This is a genomic window from Kitasatospora griseola, from assembly GCF_044999035.1.
GTDB lineage: Bacteria > Actinomycetota > Actinomycetes > Streptomycetales > Streptomycetaceae > Kitasatospora > Kitasatospora griseola.
In genome coordinates this window covers 1,758,128-1,778,631 of sequence record NZ_CP173360.1, presented here as the reverse complement: position 1 = coordinate 1,778,631, position 20,504 = coordinate 1,758,128, and the positions used below count along the sequence as shown (strand labels likewise).

At 71.7% G+C, this 20,504-nt stretch carries 20 protein-coding genes; 11 read left to right on the top strand and 9 right to left on the bottom strand.

What is annotated here, in order from left to right; genetic code table 11:
• Positions 1–11: 11 nt before the first annotated feature.
• From ACI1MP_RS08330 to ACI1MP_RS08310, 5 genes are all read left to right on the top strand, one after another.
• Positions 12–857 carry a fumarylacetoacetate hydrolase family protein gene (locus tag ACI1MP_RS08330; RefSeq protein WP_380336298.1) on the top strand — a complete coding sequence of 282 codons (846 nt, stop codon included), beginning with the start codon at positions 12–14 and terminating at the stop codon, positions 855–857.
• A 28-nt stretch (positions 858–885) separates the two neighbouring features.
• Positions 886–1,497 carry a TetR/AcrR family transcriptional regulator gene (locus tag ACI1MP_RS08325; protein WP_100586267.1) on the top strand — a complete coding sequence of 204 codons (612 nt, stop codon included), beginning with the start codon at positions 886–888 and terminating at the stop codon, positions 1,495–1,497.
• Between the two features lie 134 nt (positions 1,498–1,631).
• Positions 1,632–3,083 (top strand): APC family permease, encoded by a 1,452-nt coding sequence (locus tag ACI1MP_RS08320; RefSeq protein WP_380336301.1) that lies wholly within the window; start codon positions 1,632–1,634, stop codon positions 3,081–3,083.
• A gap of 56 nt (positions 3,084–3,139) precedes the next feature.
• Positions 3,140–4,621 carry an aldehyde dehydrogenase gene (locus tag ACI1MP_RS08315; protein WP_404868204.1) on the top strand — a complete coding sequence of 494 codons (1,482 nt, stop codon included), beginning with the start codon at positions 3,140–3,142 and terminating at the stop codon, positions 4,619–4,621.
• Positions 4,618–5,346: a gamma-glutamyl-gamma-aminobutyrate hydrolase family protein gene (locus ACI1MP_RS08310; protein WP_404868203.1), complete on the top strand. Its 729-nt coding sequence runs from the start codon at positions 4,618–4,620 to the stop codon at positions 5,344–5,346. Before ACI1MP_RS08315 ends, ACI1MP_RS08310 begins: the two co-directional genes overlap by 4 nt.
• A gap of 3 nt (positions 5,347–5,349) precedes the next feature.
• Here the strand turns inward: ACI1MP_RS08310 and ACI1MP_RS08305 are convergent, their stop codons facing one another.
• The 6 genes from ACI1MP_RS08305 to ACI1MP_RS08280 form a co-directional block, all read right to left on the bottom strand.
• Positions 5,350–5,922, bottom strand: a complete 573-nt coding sequence (locus ACI1MP_RS08305) for a MarR family winged helix-turn-helix transcriptional regulator (protein ID WP_404868202.1) — start codon at positions 5,920–5,922, stop codon at positions 5,350–5,352.
• Between the two features lie 144 nt (positions 5,923–6,066).
• A complete protein-coding gene (locus ACI1MP_RS08300) occupies positions 6,067–7,101 on the bottom strand; it encodes a UDP-N-acetylmuramate dehydrogenase (protein ID WP_404868201.1) in 1,035 nt (344 codons plus the stop codon).
• A gap of 8 nt (positions 7,102–7,109) precedes the next feature.
• Positions 7,110–8,153, bottom strand: a complete 1,044-nt coding sequence (locus ACI1MP_RS08295) for a serine hydrolase domain-containing protein (protein WP_404868200.1) — start codon at positions 8,151–8,153, stop codon at positions 7,110–7,112.
• Positions 8,150–9,460, bottom strand: coding sequence for a UDP-N-acetylglucosamine 1-carboxyvinyltransferase (locus ACI1MP_RS08290; RefSeq protein WP_404868199.1), 1,311 nt, complete (start codon positions 9,458–9,460; stop codon positions 8,150–8,152). The genes ACI1MP_RS08295 and ACI1MP_RS08290 overlap by 4 nt, the downstream gene beginning before the upstream one ends.
• A 2-nt stretch (positions 9,461–9,462) precedes the next feature.
• Positions 9,463–10,203, bottom strand: coding sequence for a hypothetical protein (locus ACI1MP_RS08285; RefSeq protein WP_404868198.1), 741 nt, complete (start codon positions 10,201–10,203; stop codon positions 9,463–9,465).
• Between the two features lie 361 nt (positions 10,204–10,564).
• Positions 10,565–11,881, bottom strand: a complete 1,317-nt coding sequence (locus ACI1MP_RS08280; protein ID WP_404868197.1) for a helix-turn-helix domain-containing protein — start codon at positions 11,879–11,881, stop codon at positions 10,565–10,567.
• A 522-nt stretch (positions 11,882–12,403) separates the two neighbouring features.
• On the opposite strand from ACI1MP_RS08280, the gene ACI1MP_RS08275 reads away from it, so the two are divergent.
• Complete coding sequence (locus ACI1MP_RS08275) at positions 12,404–12,751, top strand: hypothetical protein (protein WP_404868196.1); 348 nt, start codon at positions 12,404–12,406, stop codon at positions 12,749–12,751.
• A gap of 203 nt (positions 12,752–12,954) precedes the next feature.
• Positions 12,955–14,283, top strand: a complete 1,329-nt coding sequence (locus ACI1MP_RS08270; protein WP_404868195.1) for a hypothetical protein — start codon at positions 12,955–12,957, stop codon at positions 14,281–14,283.
• A 221-nt stretch (positions 14,284–14,504) separates the two neighbouring features.
• Here ACI1MP_RS08270 and ACI1MP_RS08265 read toward each other — a convergent pair whose 3' ends face one another.
• Both ACI1MP_RS08265 and ACI1MP_RS08260 read right to left on the bottom strand, forming a co-directional pair.
• The gene (locus ACI1MP_RS08265; protein ID WP_404868194.1) at positions 14,505–16,301 is read right to left on the bottom strand and encodes a zinc-ribbon domain-containing protein; all 1,797 of its coding nucleotides are present in this window, start codon (positions 16,299–16,301) and stop codon (positions 14,505–14,507) included.
• A 56-nt stretch (positions 16,302–16,357) separates the two neighbouring features.
• Entirely contained in the window at positions 16,358–16,642 is a 285-nt protein-coding gene (locus tag ACI1MP_RS08260; protein ID WP_404868193.1) for a hypothetical protein, read from the bottom strand.
• Between ACI1MP_RS08260 and ACI1MP_RS08255 the strand changes: the two genes are divergently transcribed.
• Positions 16,635–16,790 (top strand): hypothetical protein, encoded by a 156-nt coding sequence (locus tag ACI1MP_RS08255; protein WP_404868192.1) that lies wholly within the window; start codon positions 16,635–16,637, stop codon positions 16,788–16,790. The genes ACI1MP_RS08260 and ACI1MP_RS08255 overlap by 8 nt on opposite strands.
• A 39-nt stretch (positions 16,791–16,829) precedes the next feature.
• Positions 16,830–17,285 (top strand): VOC family protein, encoded by a 456-nt coding sequence (locus ACI1MP_RS08250; protein WP_380336318.1) that lies wholly within the window; start codon positions 16,830–16,832, stop codon positions 17,283–17,285.
• Positions 17,286–17,439: 154 nt separating this feature from the next.
• On the opposite strand, the gene ACI1MP_RS08245 is transcribed toward ACI1MP_RS08250, so the two are convergent.
• The gene (locus tag ACI1MP_RS08245) at positions 17,440–18,174 is read right to left on the bottom strand and encodes a FadR/GntR family transcriptional regulator (RefSeq protein WP_380336320.1); all 735 of its coding nucleotides are present in this window, start codon (positions 18,172–18,174) and stop codon (positions 17,440–17,442) included.
• A gap of 54 nt (positions 18,175–18,228) precedes the next feature.
• Here ACI1MP_RS08245 and ACI1MP_RS08240 point away from each other — a divergent pair, with 54 nt between their 5' ends.
• Positions 18,229–19,005, top strand: coding sequence for a gamma-glutamyl-gamma-aminobutyrate hydrolase family protein (locus tag ACI1MP_RS08240; RefSeq protein ID WP_380336323.1), 777 nt, complete (start codon positions 18,229–18,231; stop codon positions 19,003–19,005).
• A complete protein-coding gene (locus ACI1MP_RS08235) occupies positions 19,002–20,435 on the top strand; it encodes an amino acid permease (RefSeq protein ID WP_404868191.1) in 1,434 nt (477 codons plus the stop codon). The genes ACI1MP_RS08240 and ACI1MP_RS08235 overlap by 4 nt, the downstream gene beginning before the upstream one ends.
• Positions 20,436–20,504: the final 69 nt, after the last annotated feature.

The window sequence follows — 20,504 nt, the reverse complement described above, 5'->3', positions numbered from 1 at the left end:
AGGCCCCCGCCATGCCCGAGTACCGCCGCATCCTGCTCGACGGCGCCGTCGTCGAGACCGTCCGCGACGGCGAGGAACTGGTCGCCGGTGACGGCCGCCGGGTCGCCGTCGCCGACGCCCACCACCTGCCGCCCGTGGTGCCGTCCAAGGTGATCGCCGTCCACCTCAACCACCGCAGCCGGGTGGAGGAGTTCCGGATCGGCCTGCCCGACACCCCCACCTACTTCCACAAGCCGACCTCCTCGCTGAACTCGCACGGCGGCGCGATCGTCCGCCCCGAGGGCTGCAAGTGGCTCAACTACGAGGGCGAGGTGGCGATCGTCATCGGGAGGACCGCGCGCAACATCTCCCCCGAGGAGGCCGGCGACCACATCGCGGGCTACACCGTCGCCAACGACTACGGCCTGCACGACTTCCGGGACACCGACGCCGGCTCGATGCTCCGGGTCAAGGGCGCCGACACGCTGTGCCCGCTCGGCCCTGGCCTGGTCACCGACTGGGACTTCCGGGGGAAGCGGCTGCGCACCTACGTCAACGGCGAGGTGGTCCAGGACGGCTCCACCGACGAGATGACCTGGGACATGCACTACCTGGTCGCCGACATCGCCCGCACCATCACGCTGTACCCCGGCGACGTGCTGCTCTCCGGCACGCCCGCGAACTCCCGTCCGGTGCAGCCGGGCGACGTCGTCGAGGTGGAGGTCGAGGGCCTGGGCCGGCTCACCAACCACATCGTCACCGGCCCGACGGCGATCCGCAGCGATGTGGGCGCGCAGCCCACCGAGTCGGAGGAAGTGCTGTCCACCGCGCTCGGCGGGGACTGGGAGTTCCGCGGCATCCGGCCGCCGAAGCGCTGAACCGGTGCCTCCCGGTAGGGTCGCGGCCATGAACGACCCGAAGCCCCCCACCCGCAAGCGCGTGAAGAACTACGGGACGGGCCGCACCGCGCTGCTGGAGGCAGCGGTGCGGGTGGTGGCCCGGGGCGGGCTGCGCAACCTCACCTACCGGGCCGTCGCGGAGGAGGCCGGGGTCACCCACGGCCTGGTGGTGCACCACTTCGGTTCGCGGGACGCGCTGATCGAGGAGGCGGTGGCGCACGCCATCCGCTCCTCGCTGAGCAGCAGCGCGCTGGAGGCCGGCACGGGGGGCCCGGCCGAGTTCGCGGCGGGCCTCGCCGACATGGTCGAGGCCGGGCCCGAACTACAGGTGTTCCAGTACGAGTTGCTGCTGGAGGCGCGCCGCCGGCCGGAACTGCTGGCGCACCTGCGCGGGCTGTACGAGGAGTACTTCGAGGCCAGCCGGCGCGAGCTGGACCGGATTCTGCCCGGCCCGGTGAGCCCCGGCCTGTCCCGGCTGGTGTTCGCCGCGCTGGAGGGCCTGGTGCTGCACCAGCTGGTGTTCGGCGAACGGGCGGCCACCGAGGGTGCGCTGGCCGAACTCCGCGGCCTGCTGGAGGGTTTGGCGTCCCGCGCGGACTCGGGGCCGGACGAGCGCTGACCTGCGCGGCCCGCTTCGAACCGTTACCGCGCGAGCGGTGCGAAACCCTTGCCAAACGGACTGCCTGCCTCCACGATGAGGCAACTCGTTTGAGCTGAAACGATTCCCCCACTTCGATCTGGCAGGTGATCCGTGTGGACAGTCAGACGGCTTCCCGTGAACGGACCGTTCGGCACGCCCCCACCAGTGCCACCCTCAAGCCCAACGCCCTCGGTGTCCTGGGCATCCTCTTCTTCGTCCTGTCCGGCCAGGCCCCGCTGACCGGCATCGCCGGCGCCGCCCCCATCTCGGTCGCCATCGGCAACGGCGCCGGCACCCCCGCCGCCTACGTGGTGGCCGGCGTCGTCATCCTGCTGTTCTCCGTCGGCTTCATCGCGATGGGACGGCACGTCGTCGACGCCGGCGCCTTCTACACCTACATCGGCACCGGCCTCGGCCGGTCCGCCGGAGCGGGCGGCGCGAGCGTCGCGCTGTTCGCCTACTGCGCCATCCAGGCCGGCATGTACGGCCTGTACGGCTCCATCGTCTCCTCGCTGGTCGCCGACCACACCTCGCTCGACCTGCCCTGGTGGGTCTACACCCTGGTCACCATGGCCGTGGTGCAGGCGCTCGGCGCCGCGGGCATCGAGATGGGCGCCAAGGTGCTCGCCGCGTTCGTGCTCGCCGAGTTCAGCATCCTGCTGGTCTTCGGCCTGGTCACGCTGTTCAAGGGCGGCGGCCCCGAGGGCCTCGGCGCGGCCGAGAGCTTCTCCCCGTCCGCCGCCCTGCAGGGCGCGCCCGGCATCGCCGTGATGTTCGCCCTGGCGTCCATGTTCGGCTTCGAGGCCACCGCCATCTACGGCGAGGAGGCCCGCGATCCGAAGAAGACGGTCCCGCGCGCCACCTACCTCTCGGTGCTCGTGGTCACCGGATTCTTCGCCCTCACCTCCTGGTCGCTGATCTCCGCGCACGGCGCGTCCAAGGCCCCCGAGGCCGCCAACGCGGCGCTGGCCGCCGGCGACTCCGCCGGATTCGTGTTCGCCCCCATCGCCGACCTGTTCGGCGGCTGGGTCAACAGCGTGCTGCCGGTACTGCTGGCCACCTCGCTGTTCGCCGGTGTCCTCACCTTCCACAACTCCGCCGCCCGCTACCTGTTCTGCCTCGGCCGGGACGGCCAACTCCCTTCCTCGCTCGCCCGGTTGAACGTCCGGCACGCCCCCGCCGCGGCAGGCAGGGTGCAGACCGTCATCGCCGCGCTGCTGATCGCGCCGTTCGCGATCGCCGGCCAGGACCCGGTGCTCACCCTGTTCTCCTGGTTCAGCGGCCTCGCCGTCCTCGCCATGATGCTGCTCTACCTGCTGACCTCGGTCTCCGTGGTGGTGTTCTTCCGCCGCAAGCAGGTCGACACCCGGCTGTGGAACACCGTGATCGCCCCCGTGCTGGGCGCGCTCGGCATCGCCGGCGCCATCTGGCTGATCCTCGCCAACTTCACCACCCTGATCGGCGGACAGCTCGGCACCGCCCTGTGGCTGGTCCTGTCGGTGCCCGTGGTGCTGGCGGCCGGAGTGGTCAACCAGCGGATCCGGCAACGGCGTTCGCAGACCTGATTCAACTCGCGGTGCGCGCCCTACAGTTGGGCGCGCACCTTCTCTGGAGGACCCTCATGCCCCACGAGGACTGGCTGCACCGGGCCGAGACGCTGCGCCCCGTCACCACGCACCTGATCGACGGCGCCGACGAGGCCGGCGGCGGCGCGGCGTTCGCCGTGGTGTCGCCCCGGGACGGCCGAGTGCTGGCGGAGGTCGCCGACGCCGGCGCCGCCGAGGTCGACGCGGCCGTCGCCGCCGCCCGCCGGGCCTTCGACCACGGCCCCTGGCCGCGGCTCGCCCCCGCCGAACGCGGCCGGGTGCTGCTGCGCCTCGCCGACCTGCTGGAGCAGCACCGGGCCGAACTCGCGCTCACCGTCAGCCTGGAGATGGGCAAGCCCGTCACCGACGCGCACGACATCGAACTGCGCGCCGTCATCAACACCTTCCGCTGGTACGGCGGCCTCGCCGACAAACTCACCGACGAAGCCCCGCACACCGCGCCCGACGCGCTCGCCCTGGTCACCCGCGAGCCCGCCGGCGTGGTCGGCGCGGTCGTCCCCTGGAACTTCCCGCTCACCCTGGCCGGTTGGAAGATCGCGCCCGCGCTGGCGGCCGGCTGCACGGTGGTGCTCAAGCCCTCGGAGCACTCGCCGCTGTCCGCGCTGCGGCTCGGCCGGATCGGCCTGGAGGCCGGACTGCCGCCCGGCGTGCTCAACATCGTCGCCGGCGACGGCCCGGTGGCCGGCCGGGCCCTCGGCCTGCACCCCGACGTGGACGTCCTCGCGTTCACCGGCTCCACCGCCGTCGGCCGGCAATTCCTGCACTACGCCGCCGACTCCAACCTCAAGCGGGTCTGGCTGGAGCTCGGCGGCAAGTCGCCCAACATCATCCTCCCCGACGCCCCCGACCTGGACCGGGCTGCGGCCACCGCCGCCTGGGGCATCTTCTTCAACCAGGGCGAGATGTGCACCGCGCCCTCCCGTCTGCTGGTGCACCGCTCGATCGCCGAACAGGTCACCGAGGCCGTGGTGGCCCGCGCCCGCGCCCTGCGGATCGGCGACCCGCTCGACCCCGCCACCGAGCTGGGCGCCCTGGTCGGCGAGAGCCACCTGGGCCGCGTCCTCGGCCACGTCGGCACCGCCCTCGCCGACGGCGCGCGCCTGCGCACCGGCGGCGCCCGGACCCTCGCCGCCACCGGCGGCTCGTACCTCGAACCGACCGTCTTCGACCAGGTCGCGCCCGACAGCCGCCTGGCCCGCGAGGAGGTCTTCGGCCCAGTCCTCGCCGTCCAGGCCTTCGACGACCTCGACGAAGCGGTCGCCCTCGCCAACGCCACCGAGTACGGCCTCGCCGCCGGCCTGTGGACCTCCGACCTCTCCACCGCCCACCTGGTCGCCCGCACCCTCAGAGCCGGTACGGTCTGGGTCAACTGCTACGAGGAGGGCGACCTCTCGGTGCCCTTCGGCGGCATGAAGCAGTCCGGCAACGGACGCGACAAGTCCGCGCACGCGCTGGAGAAGTACACCGAACTCAAGACCACTTGGATTCAACTGTGAGCCACCGCCCGCTGATTGCCGTCCCCGCCCGTTTCGCTGCGTCCACCTCCGCGCTGCGGTACGCCGCCGAGGTCAACGCCCGCGCCCTGATCGAGGCCGTCTGGCGGGCCGGCGGCGAGCCCGTCGCGCTGCACCCGCACGCGCCCGGGGGCGTCGCCGATCCGGGGGAGGTGCGGGAGCGGCTGGCGCGGTTCGACGGGCTGCTGCTGCCCGGCGGCGGGGACCTCGCACCGCACCGGTACGGCTGCGCCGACGTGCACGAGGCCGTGTACGACGTGGACGACGAGCAGGACGCCTTCGACCTGGAGCTGGCCCGGGCGGCGATCGGCACCGGCGTGCCGACGCTGGCGATCTGTCGCGGCCTCCAGGTGGTCAACACTGTGCTGGGCGGCACCCTGCACCAGGACATGGGCGGCCCCGGGCACGAGCACCGCCACCTGCGGCACGCCGTCGCGCTCACCCCCGGCTCCGCGCTCGCGAAGACCACCGGCGGTGCGGCCGTGGCGGAGGCGTCCTGCTATCACCACCAGCACGTCGACCGGCCGGGGGAGGGGCTGACCGTCACCGCCCGGGCCGCCGACGGGACCGCCGAAGCGCTCGAACTCATCGACCACGACGGGTGGTTGGTGGCCGTGCAGTGGCATCCCGAGGACACCGCGCAGCACGACCCGGTGCAGCAGTCGATCTTCGACGCCCTGGTGCGGGCGGCCGCCGGAACCGACTGACCGTCAGCCGCGGGGCCGCCGGCCGCTGCGCCGCGGGGCCGGCTCCTCGCCGTTCAGCAGCGACCGGCGCCGGTCCTCGCCGTGCTCCTCGACCTGGAGCACCACCCGGCGCAGCCCGTCGGCCAGGCTCTCGCACTCGGCGTCGCTCAACTGCGCGGTGACGAACGACTCCTCCTCGTTGAACGCCGGAAACACCCGCTGCATGAACTCCTCCCCCTTCGGGGTGAGCGCCAGCAGCACCAGCCGTCCGTCGGTCGGATGGTCGACCCGCCGCAGCAACCCGCGCGACTCCAGCGTGCGCGACACCCCCGTCAACGTGCCCTTGGAGATCCCGGCCTCCTCGGCGACCCGCCGCGTCTCCGACTCGCCCCACACCCACACCACCCACAGCACCACGAACGCGGTCCACGTCAGGTCCGAGCCGCGCAGCACCGAGTTCTCCAGATGCTGCCGCACCGCGGACGCCGCGCGGTAGATGTTGGCCACCGCCGCCATCCGCCCCGCCCGCACGGGCGTACCGCCGAGCTTCGTCCCGACGAGCCGCTCCGCTTCGTTGATGGACCGCTGGCTGGGCACGGGTGCTCCCTCCGTCCGTATCGGCACCACACACCGCGGGCCGGGCCCGCGACAGTTCGGTGTCGCATTGTACGGGGGTACACAGGCTGACCCCCTTCGGAACATTGGATTCCGCGACCGGGTGAGCGAACCACCGTTCCCTGCCTACGGCCAGGTGCCGACCAGCACCGGCTCGGGTTGGAGCGCGATGCCCGTGGCGCTTTCGACCTGGGCCGAGAGCGCGGTGAGGGCCTGGGCAAATCCCGTTGCAGTGGCCCCGTCGTGGACGGTGAGGGTGAGAGTTCGGCGGTCCGAGCAGCGGACGCCGGTAGCGACTTTGCAGCCGGGGCGACAGCCGATGTGCTCCAGCAGCCAGCCGGCGCTCGCCCGCAGCTGTCCGTCGCTGTCGCTGTGGACCGGGCACCCGGCGGCCGACCAGCAGGCAGCCTGGGCTGCGGTGACGGGCGGGTTGAGGAAGGCCGATCCGGCCTGGCGGGCGTCGGGAGCGTGGAGGTCGAGAAGGAGCCCTCGGCGGCAGCGATTGGCGAGGACGGCGGCGGCCACCTCGGCCACGGGCGGGCGGGCCCCAAGTGGGATGCCGAGTTCGTCGGCGAGCGGCTGGTAGGCGATTGGGGCTGCTGGTGAGCGCGTGAGGTGGAACGTCGCGGTGAGGATGGTCCAGCGGCCGGGGTGATTCTTGAAGCGGCTGTGGCGGTGGCGCAGGCGGCATGCCTGGGCGGGCAGGGTTCGCAGACGGCCCATCTCCCAGTCCCAGACGGTGAGATGGTCGAGGCTGTCGGAGACCTGTCGGCCGTAGGCACCGGCGTTCTGGACCGGAGCGGCGCCGGTGGTGCCGGGTATGCCCGCCAGGCACTCGACTCCGGCCAGATGCTCGGCGGCAGCCCATTGGACGAGGTCGGCGAGCGGATGACCGGCCTGTACGGTCGCGGCCACCGTGCCGTCGTCCACCCGCCTCACGGTGATGCCCCGGGTGCCCATCACGGCGACGGTTCCCTCGTGCCCGGCGTCGGAGGCGACGACGTTGCTTCCGTGGCCGAGGGTGAGGGGTACGTCCTCCTGCCGGTCGTCGATCGTACGGACCAGCTCGAACCAGTCGTCGGGGTCGGTGAGGTTCAGGACGTTGCCAGCAGGGCCGCCGAGTCGAAGGGTGGTGAGCGGTGCGAGCGTGGAGTGGGGCACGGGACCTCCTAGGGTTCGGCTGTGACGGCCTTCAGCGCCAGGGCTCGCAGCGGGGTCAGGCGAGTGCGGTTGTCCTGGTGGTGGTAAACGGCGTTGGTGCAGATGGCCAGGTAGCGCCCGGTGGCCGGGGCGAGGTAGAGGCTGGTGCCGGTGAAGCCGTGGTGGTAGGCGACGCGGCCGCCGCCTGCGAGGATCCAGGCCAGGCCGCGGTTGAGGCCGGGCTCGATCTCGGCCTGCGGCTGCATGCTGGCGGTGAGCCAGCGCCCCATGGGCCCGCCGGTGGCGTGCGAGGACAGCAGGTGGGTGGCGAAGGCGGTGAGGTCGGCGGGGGTGGTGAACACTCCGGCGTGGCCGGCGACTCCGCCGAGCAGCGCGGCGTTGTCGTCGTGCGGCATTCCCCACAGTCGGGGGCCACCCGGCAGTCGCTGCTCGGTCGGCGCGACGTGGGCGGAGCGGGTGACCGGTCCGAAGGCCGTGTTGGCCATGCCGAGGTGTTGCCAGAGCTCCGTTGCGAGTTCGTCCAGGCGCCGGCAGCGGTACTCGGGGAGGGCCAGGCCGAGGAGGATGAACCCTCGATTGATGTACTGGTGTCCGGTACCGGGTTCGGCGATCAGTGGCTCTGCACAGATGAGTTCGGCGAGGGGTTCGGGGCGGTGCCGGTACTGGTCGAGGCGGGTGTCGGCCCGCAGGCCGGAGGTGTGGGACAGCACCTGGCGAACTGTCACCTGGCCGCCGGGCGCCGTGGGCGGGATACCGACCAGCAGTTCGCGGATCGGGGTGTCCAGGGTGAAACCCTCCATGAGGGAGGTGCCGACCAGCGGCCAGGTGGCCAGGACCTTCGTCAGCGAAGCCACGTCGTACGCCGTGTTCGGGCCGGGCCGGGCGTCGCCACACTCAGGGGCGACCACGCCAGAGGCCAGGTAGCCGGGCTCGGTGTCGAAGGTGCCGTGGGCGATGACGCCACCAGGCACGGTGCCGTCGGCGGTCATCAGGTCCAGGCACTCGCGCAGGTCGCCGAGCGCGTCCGGGGTCCACGGCGCAGTGGTGGTCATGGTTGCTCCTGATCGATCGTCAGATGGGCGCCGAGTGCGGCCAACTTCGGCAGCAGGCTGCCGTATCCGCGCCGTAGGTGGTACATCCCTCGGATCGTAGAGGTGCCCTCGGCAGCCAGAGCGGCGATCACCAGGGCGGTCACCGCCCGGATGTCCTCCCCGGCCACGCCGGCAGCCCTGAGTACGGACCGGCCGCGGACGGTGATCACCGAGCCGCTCGCGTTGACGGCGGCCCCGAACGCCGTCAAGGCCCGCAGGTGGGTGTCGCGTCGGGTGTAGATCCGCTCGTCGATACGGGATATGCCTTCGGCCTGAGTGAGGAAGGCGGTCAGCTGCGGCTGCACGTCGGTCGGGAACCCGGGGTGCGGGCCGGTGGCCAGCTGCACCGGCCGCGGCCCGGTCGGGGTGCTGACGACCGTGCCGCCGTCCAGCGGGTCGAGTCTGATTCCGGCATTGGCGAAAACCGACACCAGGCCGTCCGGGAAGGCGGCGGGTGGGAAGCCGTTCAGGTGGACGGTGCCGCCGGTGATGGCGGCGGCCAGCGCGAGGGTGGCAGCCTCCAGCCGGTCCGGCGGGACCGGTAGCACCCCGCCCCGGATGCGGTCGGTGCCGGTGACGTTCAGGGCCTTCCGGCCTTGCCACTCGATGCCCACACCGGCCTGCGACAGCAGGGCTGCGGTGTGGGTGACCTCGGGTTCGACGCTCGGGTTCAGTACCGAGGAGGTGCCGGGTGTGCGGGAGGCCAGCAGCATCGCGGTGACCGTGGCCCCCAGGCTCGGTCCCCACGACCGGGTGGCGACATCGGTGACGAACGGCAGGCGCTTGCCGGTGACGCGGGCCCGCACCCGGCCTCTGGCCACTTCCACCTCGGCTCCGGCGGCCTCCATCGCCGCGAGGTGCCGGTCGATGTGGCGAGCGCAGAAAGCGTCCCCACCGGGCAGCGGAAAGGTGACCTTGCCGCACCGGGCCAGCAACGCGCCGGCCATCACCGCGGTGGTGCGGATACGGCGGCCGAGGTCGTCCGGGACGACGGGGAACCAGGAGTGGGCCGGCCAGGTGGCGAACTCGTCGCCGATCACCGTGGCGCGGGTGCCGGTGCGGTGCAGGATGTCGGCGACCACGGCGGTGTCCAGGATCTCGGGGGCGCCGAGGAGGGTCAGCGGTTCGTCGGCGAGGATCGCGGCGGCGTACAGGTGAAGGGCGATGTTCTTGCTGCCCTGCACGGTGGCGGTACCTACCAGGCGGCGACCGCCGGTGATCCGCACGGCGTGCTCGTCGGTCGTCGTGGCGGTGTCGGCGACGGGCATGGTCACCTTCCCTGGCTTCCGGCCGGGAAGAACCCCCCGACCTGGGTCTTCGGATAGAGCAGGGTGTGCGCGCCGATGAGGGTGGCGGGCTGGAGAACGGTGCCGGCGGGGACGACCACTCCGTCACCGATCACCGCGCCGAACTTGGTCTGGCCGGTGGCGACGCGGTGACCGTCGAGGTGGGCGCAGACTTCCTCGGTGGCCGGTTCGGTGACCGGCCCGGACGTGACCCGTAGGCCGGTGGTGGACACGAACGCGCCGATGTTGACGCCGAGACCGAGCACGGAGTCGCCGACGAAACTGGTGTGCTTCATGAAGATGCCGCCGGTCAGCAGAGAGCGAGTGACCTCGGCTCCGAAGCCGATGCGGCAGCCAGGGCCGATGACGGTGTTGTCGCGGACCCGGGCGCCGGCCTCGATGACTGAGCCCGGGCAGACCAGTACCGGACCGGTCACGAACGCGCCCTCGGCGATGACGGCGCCGGCCGCGGCGATGACCGGGCCGCGGACGGTGGCTCCGGGCTCGATGACCCCGGCGGGCTCGGGCAGTGTGATGTCCAGGCGGTCGGCCAGCAGGTCGGAGACGGCTTTCTTGATCCCGAACACGGTCGGGCAGCAGTTCAGTAGACGCAGCACCACGGGATCGATGACCTGCGCGGTGTCGATGTAGTACTCGGGGGTGATTCGGAAGTCGACGCGCTCCAACTCGGCGTTGACCGTGGGCGCTTCGGGAAACCGGCGCATGACCGGCTCTCCTCTCGGGCGAGCGAGCGGAAGGTGGGGGAGAGTGTCACGACCTACGAGACGGACAGATCCGGTGCGGTCGCCAAAGTCTGGGGCGGGCTTCGACCTGGTGGCGATCGGAGAAGCCGAGCAGGGCGGGCACCGCCAAGTGCTGTGCGGCCCAGGAAGCAGTCAGGAAGGCACCGCGCCGGTCCCGATCTCGGACAGCGGCATACCGGCGACCGCCGGCAGCGGGCAGGGAGGTGCTGATCGTTGGCATGAAGGGCCTTCGGCAGCGGGGCGGGGTTTGACGTTCCCCAGTGAACCGCCGGAGCGAAAGTCGGATCCGTAGCCGCGTTACGAGCCGTAGCCCGGCTACGGGTCAGACGATCCGGACGCCGGCTCGGGCGGCGAAGTCCCGGACACCAGGCAGCTTTCGGTCGTGCCGCAGCAGGCCGGAGGCCAGGCCCCGGACAGCGCCTCGGTGGATTTCCTGGGGTGCGGCTTCCTCGGCCGCCAGTAGAGCCTTGAAGCACTGCTCGGGCTTACCCCACTGGTCGAACGCACGGGCCACGTCAATGAAGAAGCGAGCCTGACGCTCGGCGGTCGGCAGCGTGGTGGGGTCGATCGTGCGGGCCAGCTCGATCGCCCGGCCGGCGTCGCCGAGTTCGTAGTGCACCGACAACTCGTGCAGGGCGACGCTCTGGACGCCGTCCGCCAGGCCGGTGACCCGGCCGGCAGCGGCGGCACTGTCGGCGGCCTCCCGGATCAGGGCGTGGGCGTACGGGCGGTCGCCGGTCTTCGCCGCGGTGTAGGCGGCAGTGGCGTACAGGTCGCCACGGACGGCCAAGCGGGCGGCCTCCGACACCGAGGTGTCGGCGAGGAGGCCCTCAGCCGCGACCACCACGATGTCGGTCGCCCGGGCCAGGCTTCCCTGGCGTCGCCAGGAACTGGAGACCATCCGCTGGGCTTCGGCGATCACCAGGGGGTCTCCCCCCAGGCGGGCGGCGGTCAGCGCGCGGTCAGCGGTGACCGCCACCAGGTTGTTGTCGCCGACCTTGATGCACAGCCGGACAGCGATGTTGTAGAGCTGGGCGACATTGCGAGCGCGCTCCTCGGCCGTCCCGACCGACTGGGCAGCCGTGATCCGACCAGGCAGGGCACCGGCCAGGGTGTCGTACTGTGCCGCCTTGAACTCCGAGCGCGATCGCACCAGCGAGGCGGCGACGGATTCCACGGTCGGCTCACGCCGAGGTGCCGGAACCCGGACCGCTCCGTACAGCAGGAGGTCCTCCAGACCGGCCAACGGCACGGCCGAATCTGCATACGCGGTCTGCTGACCGACAGCCGGGGCGAGGAGGGCGGCAGCCGCCAGGGCCATGAACGGGCGGCGTCGCACATCGTCCTCCTCGTTGGCTGAAGTGCTCGTCAGCGTAGCCGAGGTGGGCTTCCGGGGGCGCGATCTCACGCGGTCGGAAGCCGGTTGGGGCAAGGCGATCAACTCGGAGAGGTCGACGCCCAACACCTCGGCGATGCGCTGGAGAAGAGTCAGGTCCTTCACCTGCTGCAGGTCCCGCTCGACCAGGGACATCCAGTCCTCGCTGCGGCCGACCTCGACGGCCAGCCGCAGCTGCGTCCACCCCAGAGTCGATCGCCGGAGCGAGACGAACGCCCCGAACGACTTGCTGCCGTTCCTCACCGCAGACCCCCGCGGATCGTACCCAATCAGCTACAGGCAGCTACCGTACCGGCGATCGGCGGCGCAGTGTGGCGCTTTCGGTGCGCAGCACGGAACCATGGAGTCGTCGAGCGCGCCACCCCGGCCTCCGGTGCGATGGGTCGTCGGCGCGCCCGCTCGCCCTGCTCCGAGGCGGCCTCACCGCCCGGCGCAGCTCATGCCATGCGCCCACGACTTCGGCCGCTTTTTCGAAGCGCGCTCGTACCCCCCGAGAAGGACGCCGGCAAGCGAGACGCCCCAGATCAGGAAGGTGCTCCACTCAGCGGGGGCTCCAACCACGGCAGACCTCGGAGGGCGGTCGGATGATCCCTGGGACCATCCTCCACGCGGACGCCAAGGAAGTCTGTACCACCAGTGAGCATTTTGCTCGAATGCGAGTTCGACAACGTCTTGCGTTGACGCCGTTTCCAGGTCATCGCCTGCAAGCGCACGAAGAGGCGTGCTCGGGCTGACCGGTTCTCCATCCCGCTTACGTCGATCCGAATGCTCGTTACTGATCGACGTATCGGCTACGACAGCCCTGGGGACAACGTCGTCCATGACTCCCAGCTCGCCGGTATCAGCGAGGCGCTGGGCCAGGCTGAAGCAGTCATTGAAGCGGATGCGCCAACACCATCCGGTGTGGTTCTGCATTGCAGCTTCACCTACCGCTTGGCCAGTGCGCGAGGTGCTCGCAGCCACGTTCCTCTCGATGAACTCATCGGCACAACGGCGCGCCTCCTCTCCGATCTCACTGAACACGAAGCCGACCAACTGGCACGCCTGTTCGGCCCTCAGGGGCAACCCATAGCCGCGCCCTGGAACCAGCCCTCCTTGTTCGAGTCGGAATAGCGGGTCGTACGGAAATGCAGCGCGTTGCTCCAGGCGAGGCGGAGGTCGAACGGGTGAACGGCTGCCTCGGAGTGATGATCTGATCTCGGACAGTAACCGATGCGATCGCGACAGTCCCATCCATCTCCTCAGCACGCACAGCCCCCTTGCCGCCACGCTGTACCCGCCGCGAGCCCGACAGGCGAGCGAGATCGGGAGGGGATATGGCGAGAGGCACCGCCCATCAGGTCGAACTGCTGCGCGCAGAGATCGGGACGGCCCTGCAAGCCGGCCTGGAGGAGATCCGCAACAACACGGACCACCTGCGGACCGAACTCAGCGCGACGCTGGCGGCCGGCCTGAGCGAACACCGCGACGAATTCTTCGAGGCGATCGCCCGAGAGCAGCAGGAAGCCAGCCGCGCCCATCAGGACAACCGCAGCCTCCACCGCCAGCTGGGCAACCTGCGGGCTGAACTCAGTGCCCTGCAGGACAGCGACCGCTCCCCTCTGGGGGCCAGCCATGGCGGGTCGCCTCGGCCGCCCGCCATCGACTCGCCCGAGGCCGTGAGCCGGTTGGTGGCGGTCTCGCCGGAGTCGGACAGGCAGAACGATGCCATTCACTCTCCCGACACCGACGACAGCGGCGGCTCCGTGCTCACCGTCAGGCCTCCCTGCGCAGAGCCCGCGGCATCCGGGCAGACGGCAGTGCCGGCTATCCCCACCGTGACCGGCGATGCCGCGGAATTCGACAGCGAGGAGACGACCGTGTCCGAGACCACCCCCGCCGACAACACGCCGGTCACCCCGAACATTCTCACCAAGGACCAGCTCAGCCAGATTGCCGCCGAGGTGGCCGCCAGGCTTGTCGAGTACCAGGGCATCCTTCCTGGGCCCGTCACACCCAAGCCGGAAGTCCAGTCCGCAGAAGCGCTCGAGCCTGAGCCGACCATCGATGCCGCCTCGCCGGAGGGCCAGGCGCGGCTGATCGCCGCCGAAGTCGCCGCCCAGCTCGCAGATCTCCTGCAGCCCTCCGTCGCCACGGAGCAGGAGACGGAGGTCGAACCCGAACGCACAGAAGCAGCCGGGCAGGAGCCGACTGCAGTCGATGACCTCTCGAGTGGGTGCGCCAACGACGTGTCCGGCCTGATCCCGGAGCCTTTCGTCTGGGAGAGCCACGTCAACACCCTCCGCAAGGCTGCTGCGGTGAGGACCGTCGCGATTTCCTGCCACTCCGAGACCTGGGACTTCCTGGCCGCTCAGGTCGAAGGCGCCGACCACTTCTCGAAGCCGGTCAACGACAGCAACGAGGACACGATCCTGTCCGGCCGTAGCACCCTCGCCCTTCTCAACGCGCTTCGGGAAACCGTATGCAGCGGCCTCGGCAAGGGCGCCGGTATCGAGACGTGGACCCTCGCCGTCACCAGCTACGAGCGCATCGCTGCCGTCATCAACAGCACTCGGCCTGCGGACGGCGAGGTCGGGGGCGACAGCCTGCAACAGCCACACATCATTCTCGACGACCGCAGCAGCGGCTCGCCCGCCGCCGGCTGACCTGCCGAACGATCGGTCGCAAGGCGGCGATCGAGCCAGCGTGGCGCAAACGGAACCCTTGACTCACCTTGTGGAGCAGGAGTCGGGTCGTGTCCGGAGGTCTTGCCGGCGGCCGTAGCCACTGGGTGACTGCGTCCGGTCGGTGGCGGGGGCGTCGAGTGGACCGGCCCGGCCGTGCTGATCGTCGGTGAGCGGTGCAGGCCCGCCGGGTCCGAGCGGTCTCAACTCCGTTGGGTGGTAGCCCAGTTCTTCACTCGCTCGATGACCTCGTCGGGGCGTGGGGCGGTCGAGTGGACGGTGAACTCGGTGTAGTCGGGGTGGGTGACGGGCAGGGGTGGGAGGGGGTGTTCGCGGAGGCGGGCGACCAGGTGGCCGGCGGCGAGGAGGTCGAGGGACTTCTCGGTGTCGAGGGCGGCCTTGTCGGCGTGCCAGTAGGAGCCGTCGTACTCGATGGCGAGCGTGCGGCCGTCGGGGAGCGGGACGGTGATGTCGACGGACCAGGTGTTGCGTCGGGCGAACGCGTCGTGGCGTACGGTCCGGCCGGACGCGGCGTCGCCGAAGATGCGCTGGGCGGCCGCGTGGTGGGCCAGTTCGACCTGTGACTTGCCGTGTTCCTGGCACTCGGGGCAGCCGCTGCCGTTCGCCCGGGAGGCCAGGGGCGCGTGCCAGATGTGCCCGTCGGAGCAGGTCCAGGCGGGGACGAACGCGGTCTGCGCCGTCGGGCGCACCTGCCAGGCCGAGAGCGGGTTGGCGGGGGACCACTCGGCGGCGAGGTCCGGGAAGTGGAAGGCCAGCGAGTCGAGGATGGTGCGGCAGACCGGGCAGCGCAGCCGCTGCCCCTTGTCGCGCAGTTCGGGCGTCTCCTGCCACTCGTGCCCGCAGTTCGGGTCCTGCCACCACACGGTGCGGCGCGACCTGGGCGAGATCTTGGCCAGGCTGGTGCGGCCGTTGAGGCTCGGATGCCACTGGCCGGCGATCTCCGGGCTCAGCCGGAACGGGGCCGCCTCGACGGCCTCGATCTGCTGCCGGGCCTCGGCGGTCCTCCGGCTCCGGCAGGACGGGCAGCCCGAGTGCAGGTACCGCAGCGGGGACACCCGCGGGTGGTGGCCCTGCGGGCAGCGGAAGCGGCGCAGCGTGAGGTCGCCGGCGACGAACACCGAGCGCGGGTCCGCCTCGTCGGCCCACGCGTCGAGGAGTGCGGGGACGTCGGCGACCGGCGTCACCGCCAGGCGGGCCAGCTCGGCGTCCCGCTCGGCCCGGTGCTTCGGTTCGCACGCCGGGCACTGCCGGCTGTGCAGCATGTGGCTGACCCGGGCGGTGAAGCGCAGGTCGCAGTCGGGGCAGCGCCAGGCGACCTCGCGGAGCGCGGTGAGGGTGACGGTCTCCCACTGCGCGGTGTCGTTTGCCTCGTGGTCCCACCAGGCGAGGACCGGCAGGCCCGAGTCCTTGAGCAGGTCCCGCTGCTTCTCGCCCGGGGCGTTGGACGTCTGCCGGGCCCGGCTCGGGTTGGTCTGGCACCGGCAGCCGAAGGCGATGTCGCCCAGCCGTTCGGCGCTGATCCGCCCGCAGTACCGGCAGCGGACGTGGTGCGGGTCGTCCGCGAGCGACGGTTCGGTCAGCGCCGCCAGGTGGTCGTAGCCGTGCTCCTCCGCGTGGGCGCGCGCCTGCTCCACCGGGACGGGCGTCAGGTCCGCGTACGGGCCCTGGTTCTGCCGCGACTCGCGGGCCCACTCGCGCCAGTAGCAGGCCCGACAGGCCGTCTCGCCCGCCCTGTTCCGGTCCAGCGAGTACTCGAACCGGTAGTGCGCCTCGCAGCCGCAGGTCAGGCACCTGGTCAGCCGCCAGGCCTTCGGCTTCTCGAACGGTTCCAGCGGCTCCAGGCCGTCGGCGCGCAGGATCGCGGTGATGTGGTCGTCGCACCAGGCGCCGCGTGCGCGCGTGCGGTACGCGGTGGGCTGCGAACAGCCGGAGTCCGCGCAGATCTGGACCGGCTTGCGGGGCGACGATATGGCACTCACCTGCGGATCTTCCCACAGGCGCGGTGCGCGACGCCGATCCGGTGTTGACGGAGTGTTCACTCGCGCTCGCCATTCTTCGGAGCACCGCAAACGACAACAAGGGGGCCAAGTCGTCCGGACGTTCCGCATTTCCGGCCGCCGGCCGGCCGGTGGCGCTGCTGCTGGCGCTGCTGCTGGCCGGCGTCGCCGCAGTCGCATCCGTGCTCGTCGCGCCCGGCCGCGCGCAGGCGGCGCGCAACTGCGACCAGCCCGATCCGCCGCCGATCTGCTTCGAGCCGCCGGACCTGGAAGAAGCGGACGACACCGCTCGCGGACGCGATGCCGATGTTCCGGATGCCCATCTCCGACCAGGACCGGATGTTGGGCGAATACCTGGGCCTGGCGGTCTCCAACGGCAGCGTGGTGCCCGTCTTCCCGGTCGCCGCCGTCCCCGCCGCGGGCAGGCAGCTCGCGCAGACCATGTCCACGTACACGCCGCTGGGCTGCTGAGCGGCCTGTTGCGTCAGACCCGTCTGGGAGGCTCCGGGCATGGAGATGACAGTGCAGTTGACGATCGACTGCTCCGATCCGCAGCGGATGGTGGCCTTCTGGGCCCGGGCCCTGGGCTATGTGCCCGAGCCCGCGCCCGACGGGTACGCCACGTGGCGCGCCTACTGGGAGGCGGTGGGGGTGCCCGCGGAGGAGTTGCCGGCCGGTGCCGGCGATGTTCCGGAGTCGATCGTCGATCCGGCGGGTCGTGGACCGCGCGTGTGGTTCCAGCAGGTTCCGGAGCCGAAGACCGCCAAGAACCGGTGGCACTTCGACCTCAAGGTCGGTGGCGGACGTGACGTCCCGCTGGACGTCCGCGCGCGCCGGGTCAGGGCCGCAGCGGACCGACTGGTCGAGGCCGGCGCCACCATGGTGAAGATCAAGGACGACCCGGGCACGGGGCTGTACGCCGCGGCCATGCAGGACCCCGAGGGCAACGAGTTCGACATCGTCTGACGCGCGTTGCGACGGTGCCTGCCAGAGCCGCTCGTTCACGACTGAGACAGGCACCGTCGCCTCGTGGCGAACAGCGAACAGCGAACAACGGGCGGCGGCGGGTGCCGGCCGGGCGCCGCCGGGCAGGTCGAATTCCCCTGACCGTGGGGGGAGTTCAGGACTCGGTCGGCTCCTGGACGAAGGGGAGGCAGAGGTCCGCGGTGGCCTCCGCGTGGACGGCGAACTGCTTGCGGGCGCGGGCCGGGTCGCGGGCCTCGATCGCCCCGGCGAGGGCGCGGTGGCGCTGGGAGGGAGTGCTGCGCGACTCGGTGCCGCCGGGGTGGCCGGCGAGCAGCCGGGTCAGTTCGTGCTGGATGCCCTGCTCGGCCTCCAACAGTCGCCTGGAGCCGGAGAGTTCGGCGATGTGCAGGTGCAGGCCGGCGTCCGCGGTGCGGTAGGCCTCGGCGTCGGCGACGACCGCGTCGGCGGCGTCCTCGAGTTCGCGCATCCGGGCCAGGCCCGCTTCGGAGGCGCGCAGCGCGGCCCGGGCCGAGGCCTCGCCGGAGACCGCGATCCGCCAGGCCGTCAGCTCCTCGATGTCGGCCCGGGTGTACGGGTGCAGGGCGGTGAGTTCGCCGATCCGGGTGAGGATGTCGGGGACCACGAAGGTGCCCGCGCCGCGGCCGCGCCGGGTCTCGATCAGGCCGTCCTCGCGGAGCACCGCCATCGAGTGGCGGACCGTCATCACGGCGACGCCGAACAGCTCGGCCAGGGTCTTCTCCGGCGGCAGGCGGTCACCCCCGACCAGGATCCGCGCGCCGATCAGCTCGCCGAGCCGACGAGCGATGGCCTCGGCCGCCCCAGCGGCACGCACCGGCTCGATGTGTTGGGTCCACCCCTTGCCATCCATGAAATCTATCTTCTAGATTTCGCATCTCATCCGCAAGCCGGCCATGGAGAGCTTATGAGCGTCACCGATCACCCGGAACCCCTCATCGGGATACCCGTCCGTCTCAGCGACGGCGACGCTCCTGGCGCCGACGTGCGCATCGGCGAGGCCAACGCGATCTTCGAGCAGGTCGTCGACCTGGTCCGGGCCGCCGGCGCCCGCCCCGTGCTGCTGCAGCCGGACGCCGAGGGCAACCCGTCGGACGCCGAGCTGGCCGAGTGCGCCGGCTTCGTGGTGCCCGGCGGCGGGGACGTCGACCCGGCCAAGTACGGTGAGGATGCGAACCACCCGTCGCTGTACGACGTCAACCCCGTGCAGGACCGGCTCGACGAGGCCGTGCTCCGGTACGCGCTGGACAACGGCCGCCCGATGCTCGGCATCTGCCGCGGCATGCAGCTGCTGAACATCGTCCGCGGCGGCACCCTGCACGTGGACATGGCGCCGACCGACGTCGCCCACAACCCGGAGCCCGGGATCGAGTGGGCCACCCACGAGGTCGTGCTGTCGGCCGACAGCGCGGTCGCCGAGGCGTTCGGACGCGACCGGATCGCGGTGGCGTCCGGGCACCACCAGGCGGTGGACCGGGTCGGCGAGGGCCTCGTGGTGTCGGCCCGCGCCGACGACGGCTGCGTGGAGGCCGTCGAGCTGACCGGCGACGCGGACGCGGCCTGGACGGTCGGCGTCCAGTGGCACCCCGAGGCGCTGGAGCCCGTGGCGGAGCTGCGGCTGCCGCTGTTCCGCGCGCTGCTGAACCAGGTGGCGGCCCGGCACGGAGTGGAGCGGCGATCGTGAGCGACGTCAGAGAGAACACCGGGGCCCGGCTGGTCGAGGACGCCCACGACACGGCCGTCGCGGCCGGCGGGGCGCAGCTGTCGCGGAGCCTGCTCAGCCGCCACATGACCATGATCAGCATTGGCGGCGCGGTCGGCGCCGGGCTGTTCGTCGGCTCCGGCGTGAGCATCCAGCAGGCCGGTCCGGGCGTGCTGATCGCCTACGCGCTGACCGCCGTCATCGTCATCGTGGTGATGCGGATGCTCGTCGAGATGTCGGTGACCCGCCCCGACACCGGCGCCTTCGCGGTGTACGGCCGCCTGGCGTTCGGCCGCTGGGCCGGCTTCGCCAGCGGCTGGATCTACTGGGTCGGCTGGCCGCTCGGCATGTGCATCGAGTCGATCGCCGCCGGCCGGATCGTGCACGGCTGGATCCCCGCCGTGCCGGTCTGGCTGATCGCCGTGCTGATGCTCGCCGTGGTGACCGCCGTCAACCTCGGCTCCGTCCGCGCCTACGGCGAGATGGAGTTCTGGGTGGTCTGGGTGAAGGTCGCCGTGATCGCCCTGTTCATCGGCGTCGGCCTGGTCGCCGTGGCCGGCCTGCTGCCCGGCACGCCCGCGCCCGGCACCGACAACCTGCTCGGCCAGGGCGGCTTCCTCCCGATGGGCGTCAGCGGGATCGTCATCGCCACCTCCGGCGCGATGTTCTCCTTCTCCGGCACCGAGATCGTCACCATCGCCGCCGGTGAGGCCGAGGACGCGGCCGCCGCGATCCGCAAGAGCACCCGCACCATCATGTGGCGGGTCACCGTGTTCTACCTCGGCTCGCTGTCCGTCGTGGTGCTGCTGCTCCCGTGGAACAGCGCCGCCGTCGGCGACAGCGCGTTCGCCGCCACCCTGGACCACCTCGGCATGCCCGGCGCGTCAACCGTGCTGAACGTGGTGCTGTTCGCGGCGATGCTCTCCACCATGAACTCCCAGGTCTACGCCAGCTCCCGGATGCTGTTCGCACTGGCCCGCGACCGCGACGCGCCGTCGCTGTTCGCCCGGATCTCCCGCCGCGGCGCCCCGCACACGGCGATCCTGTTCACCTCCGCCCTGGCCGCGGTCTGCCTGGTGCTCGAAGTGGTCCACCCCACGGACGCCTTCGGCCGGCTCGTCGACATCACCGGCGACACCGTCTACGTCACCTGGATCGGCATCGCCGCCGCCCACCTGGTGCTCGGCCGCCAGGACCGCGCCGACGGCCGCCGCCCCGCCGAGGGCACCGCCGTCTGGCTGTTCCCCGGCCTCACCTGGGCCGTGCTGATCGCCCTGCTCGGCCTGTACGCCGTGATGATCGTCCTCGCCGACTCCCGCGTCGACGCCCTGCTGGCCCTGGCCCTCACCGTGGCCGTCTCCCTGGTCGGCCGGTGGCTCCAGCGCAGGCAGGCGCCGTCCGCGAACCGATGACCCGACCGGCGGCCGAGGGGAGCGGCCGGTGGGGGGCCGGCCGCCGGGAGCCCCGGATGCGAACCGGGC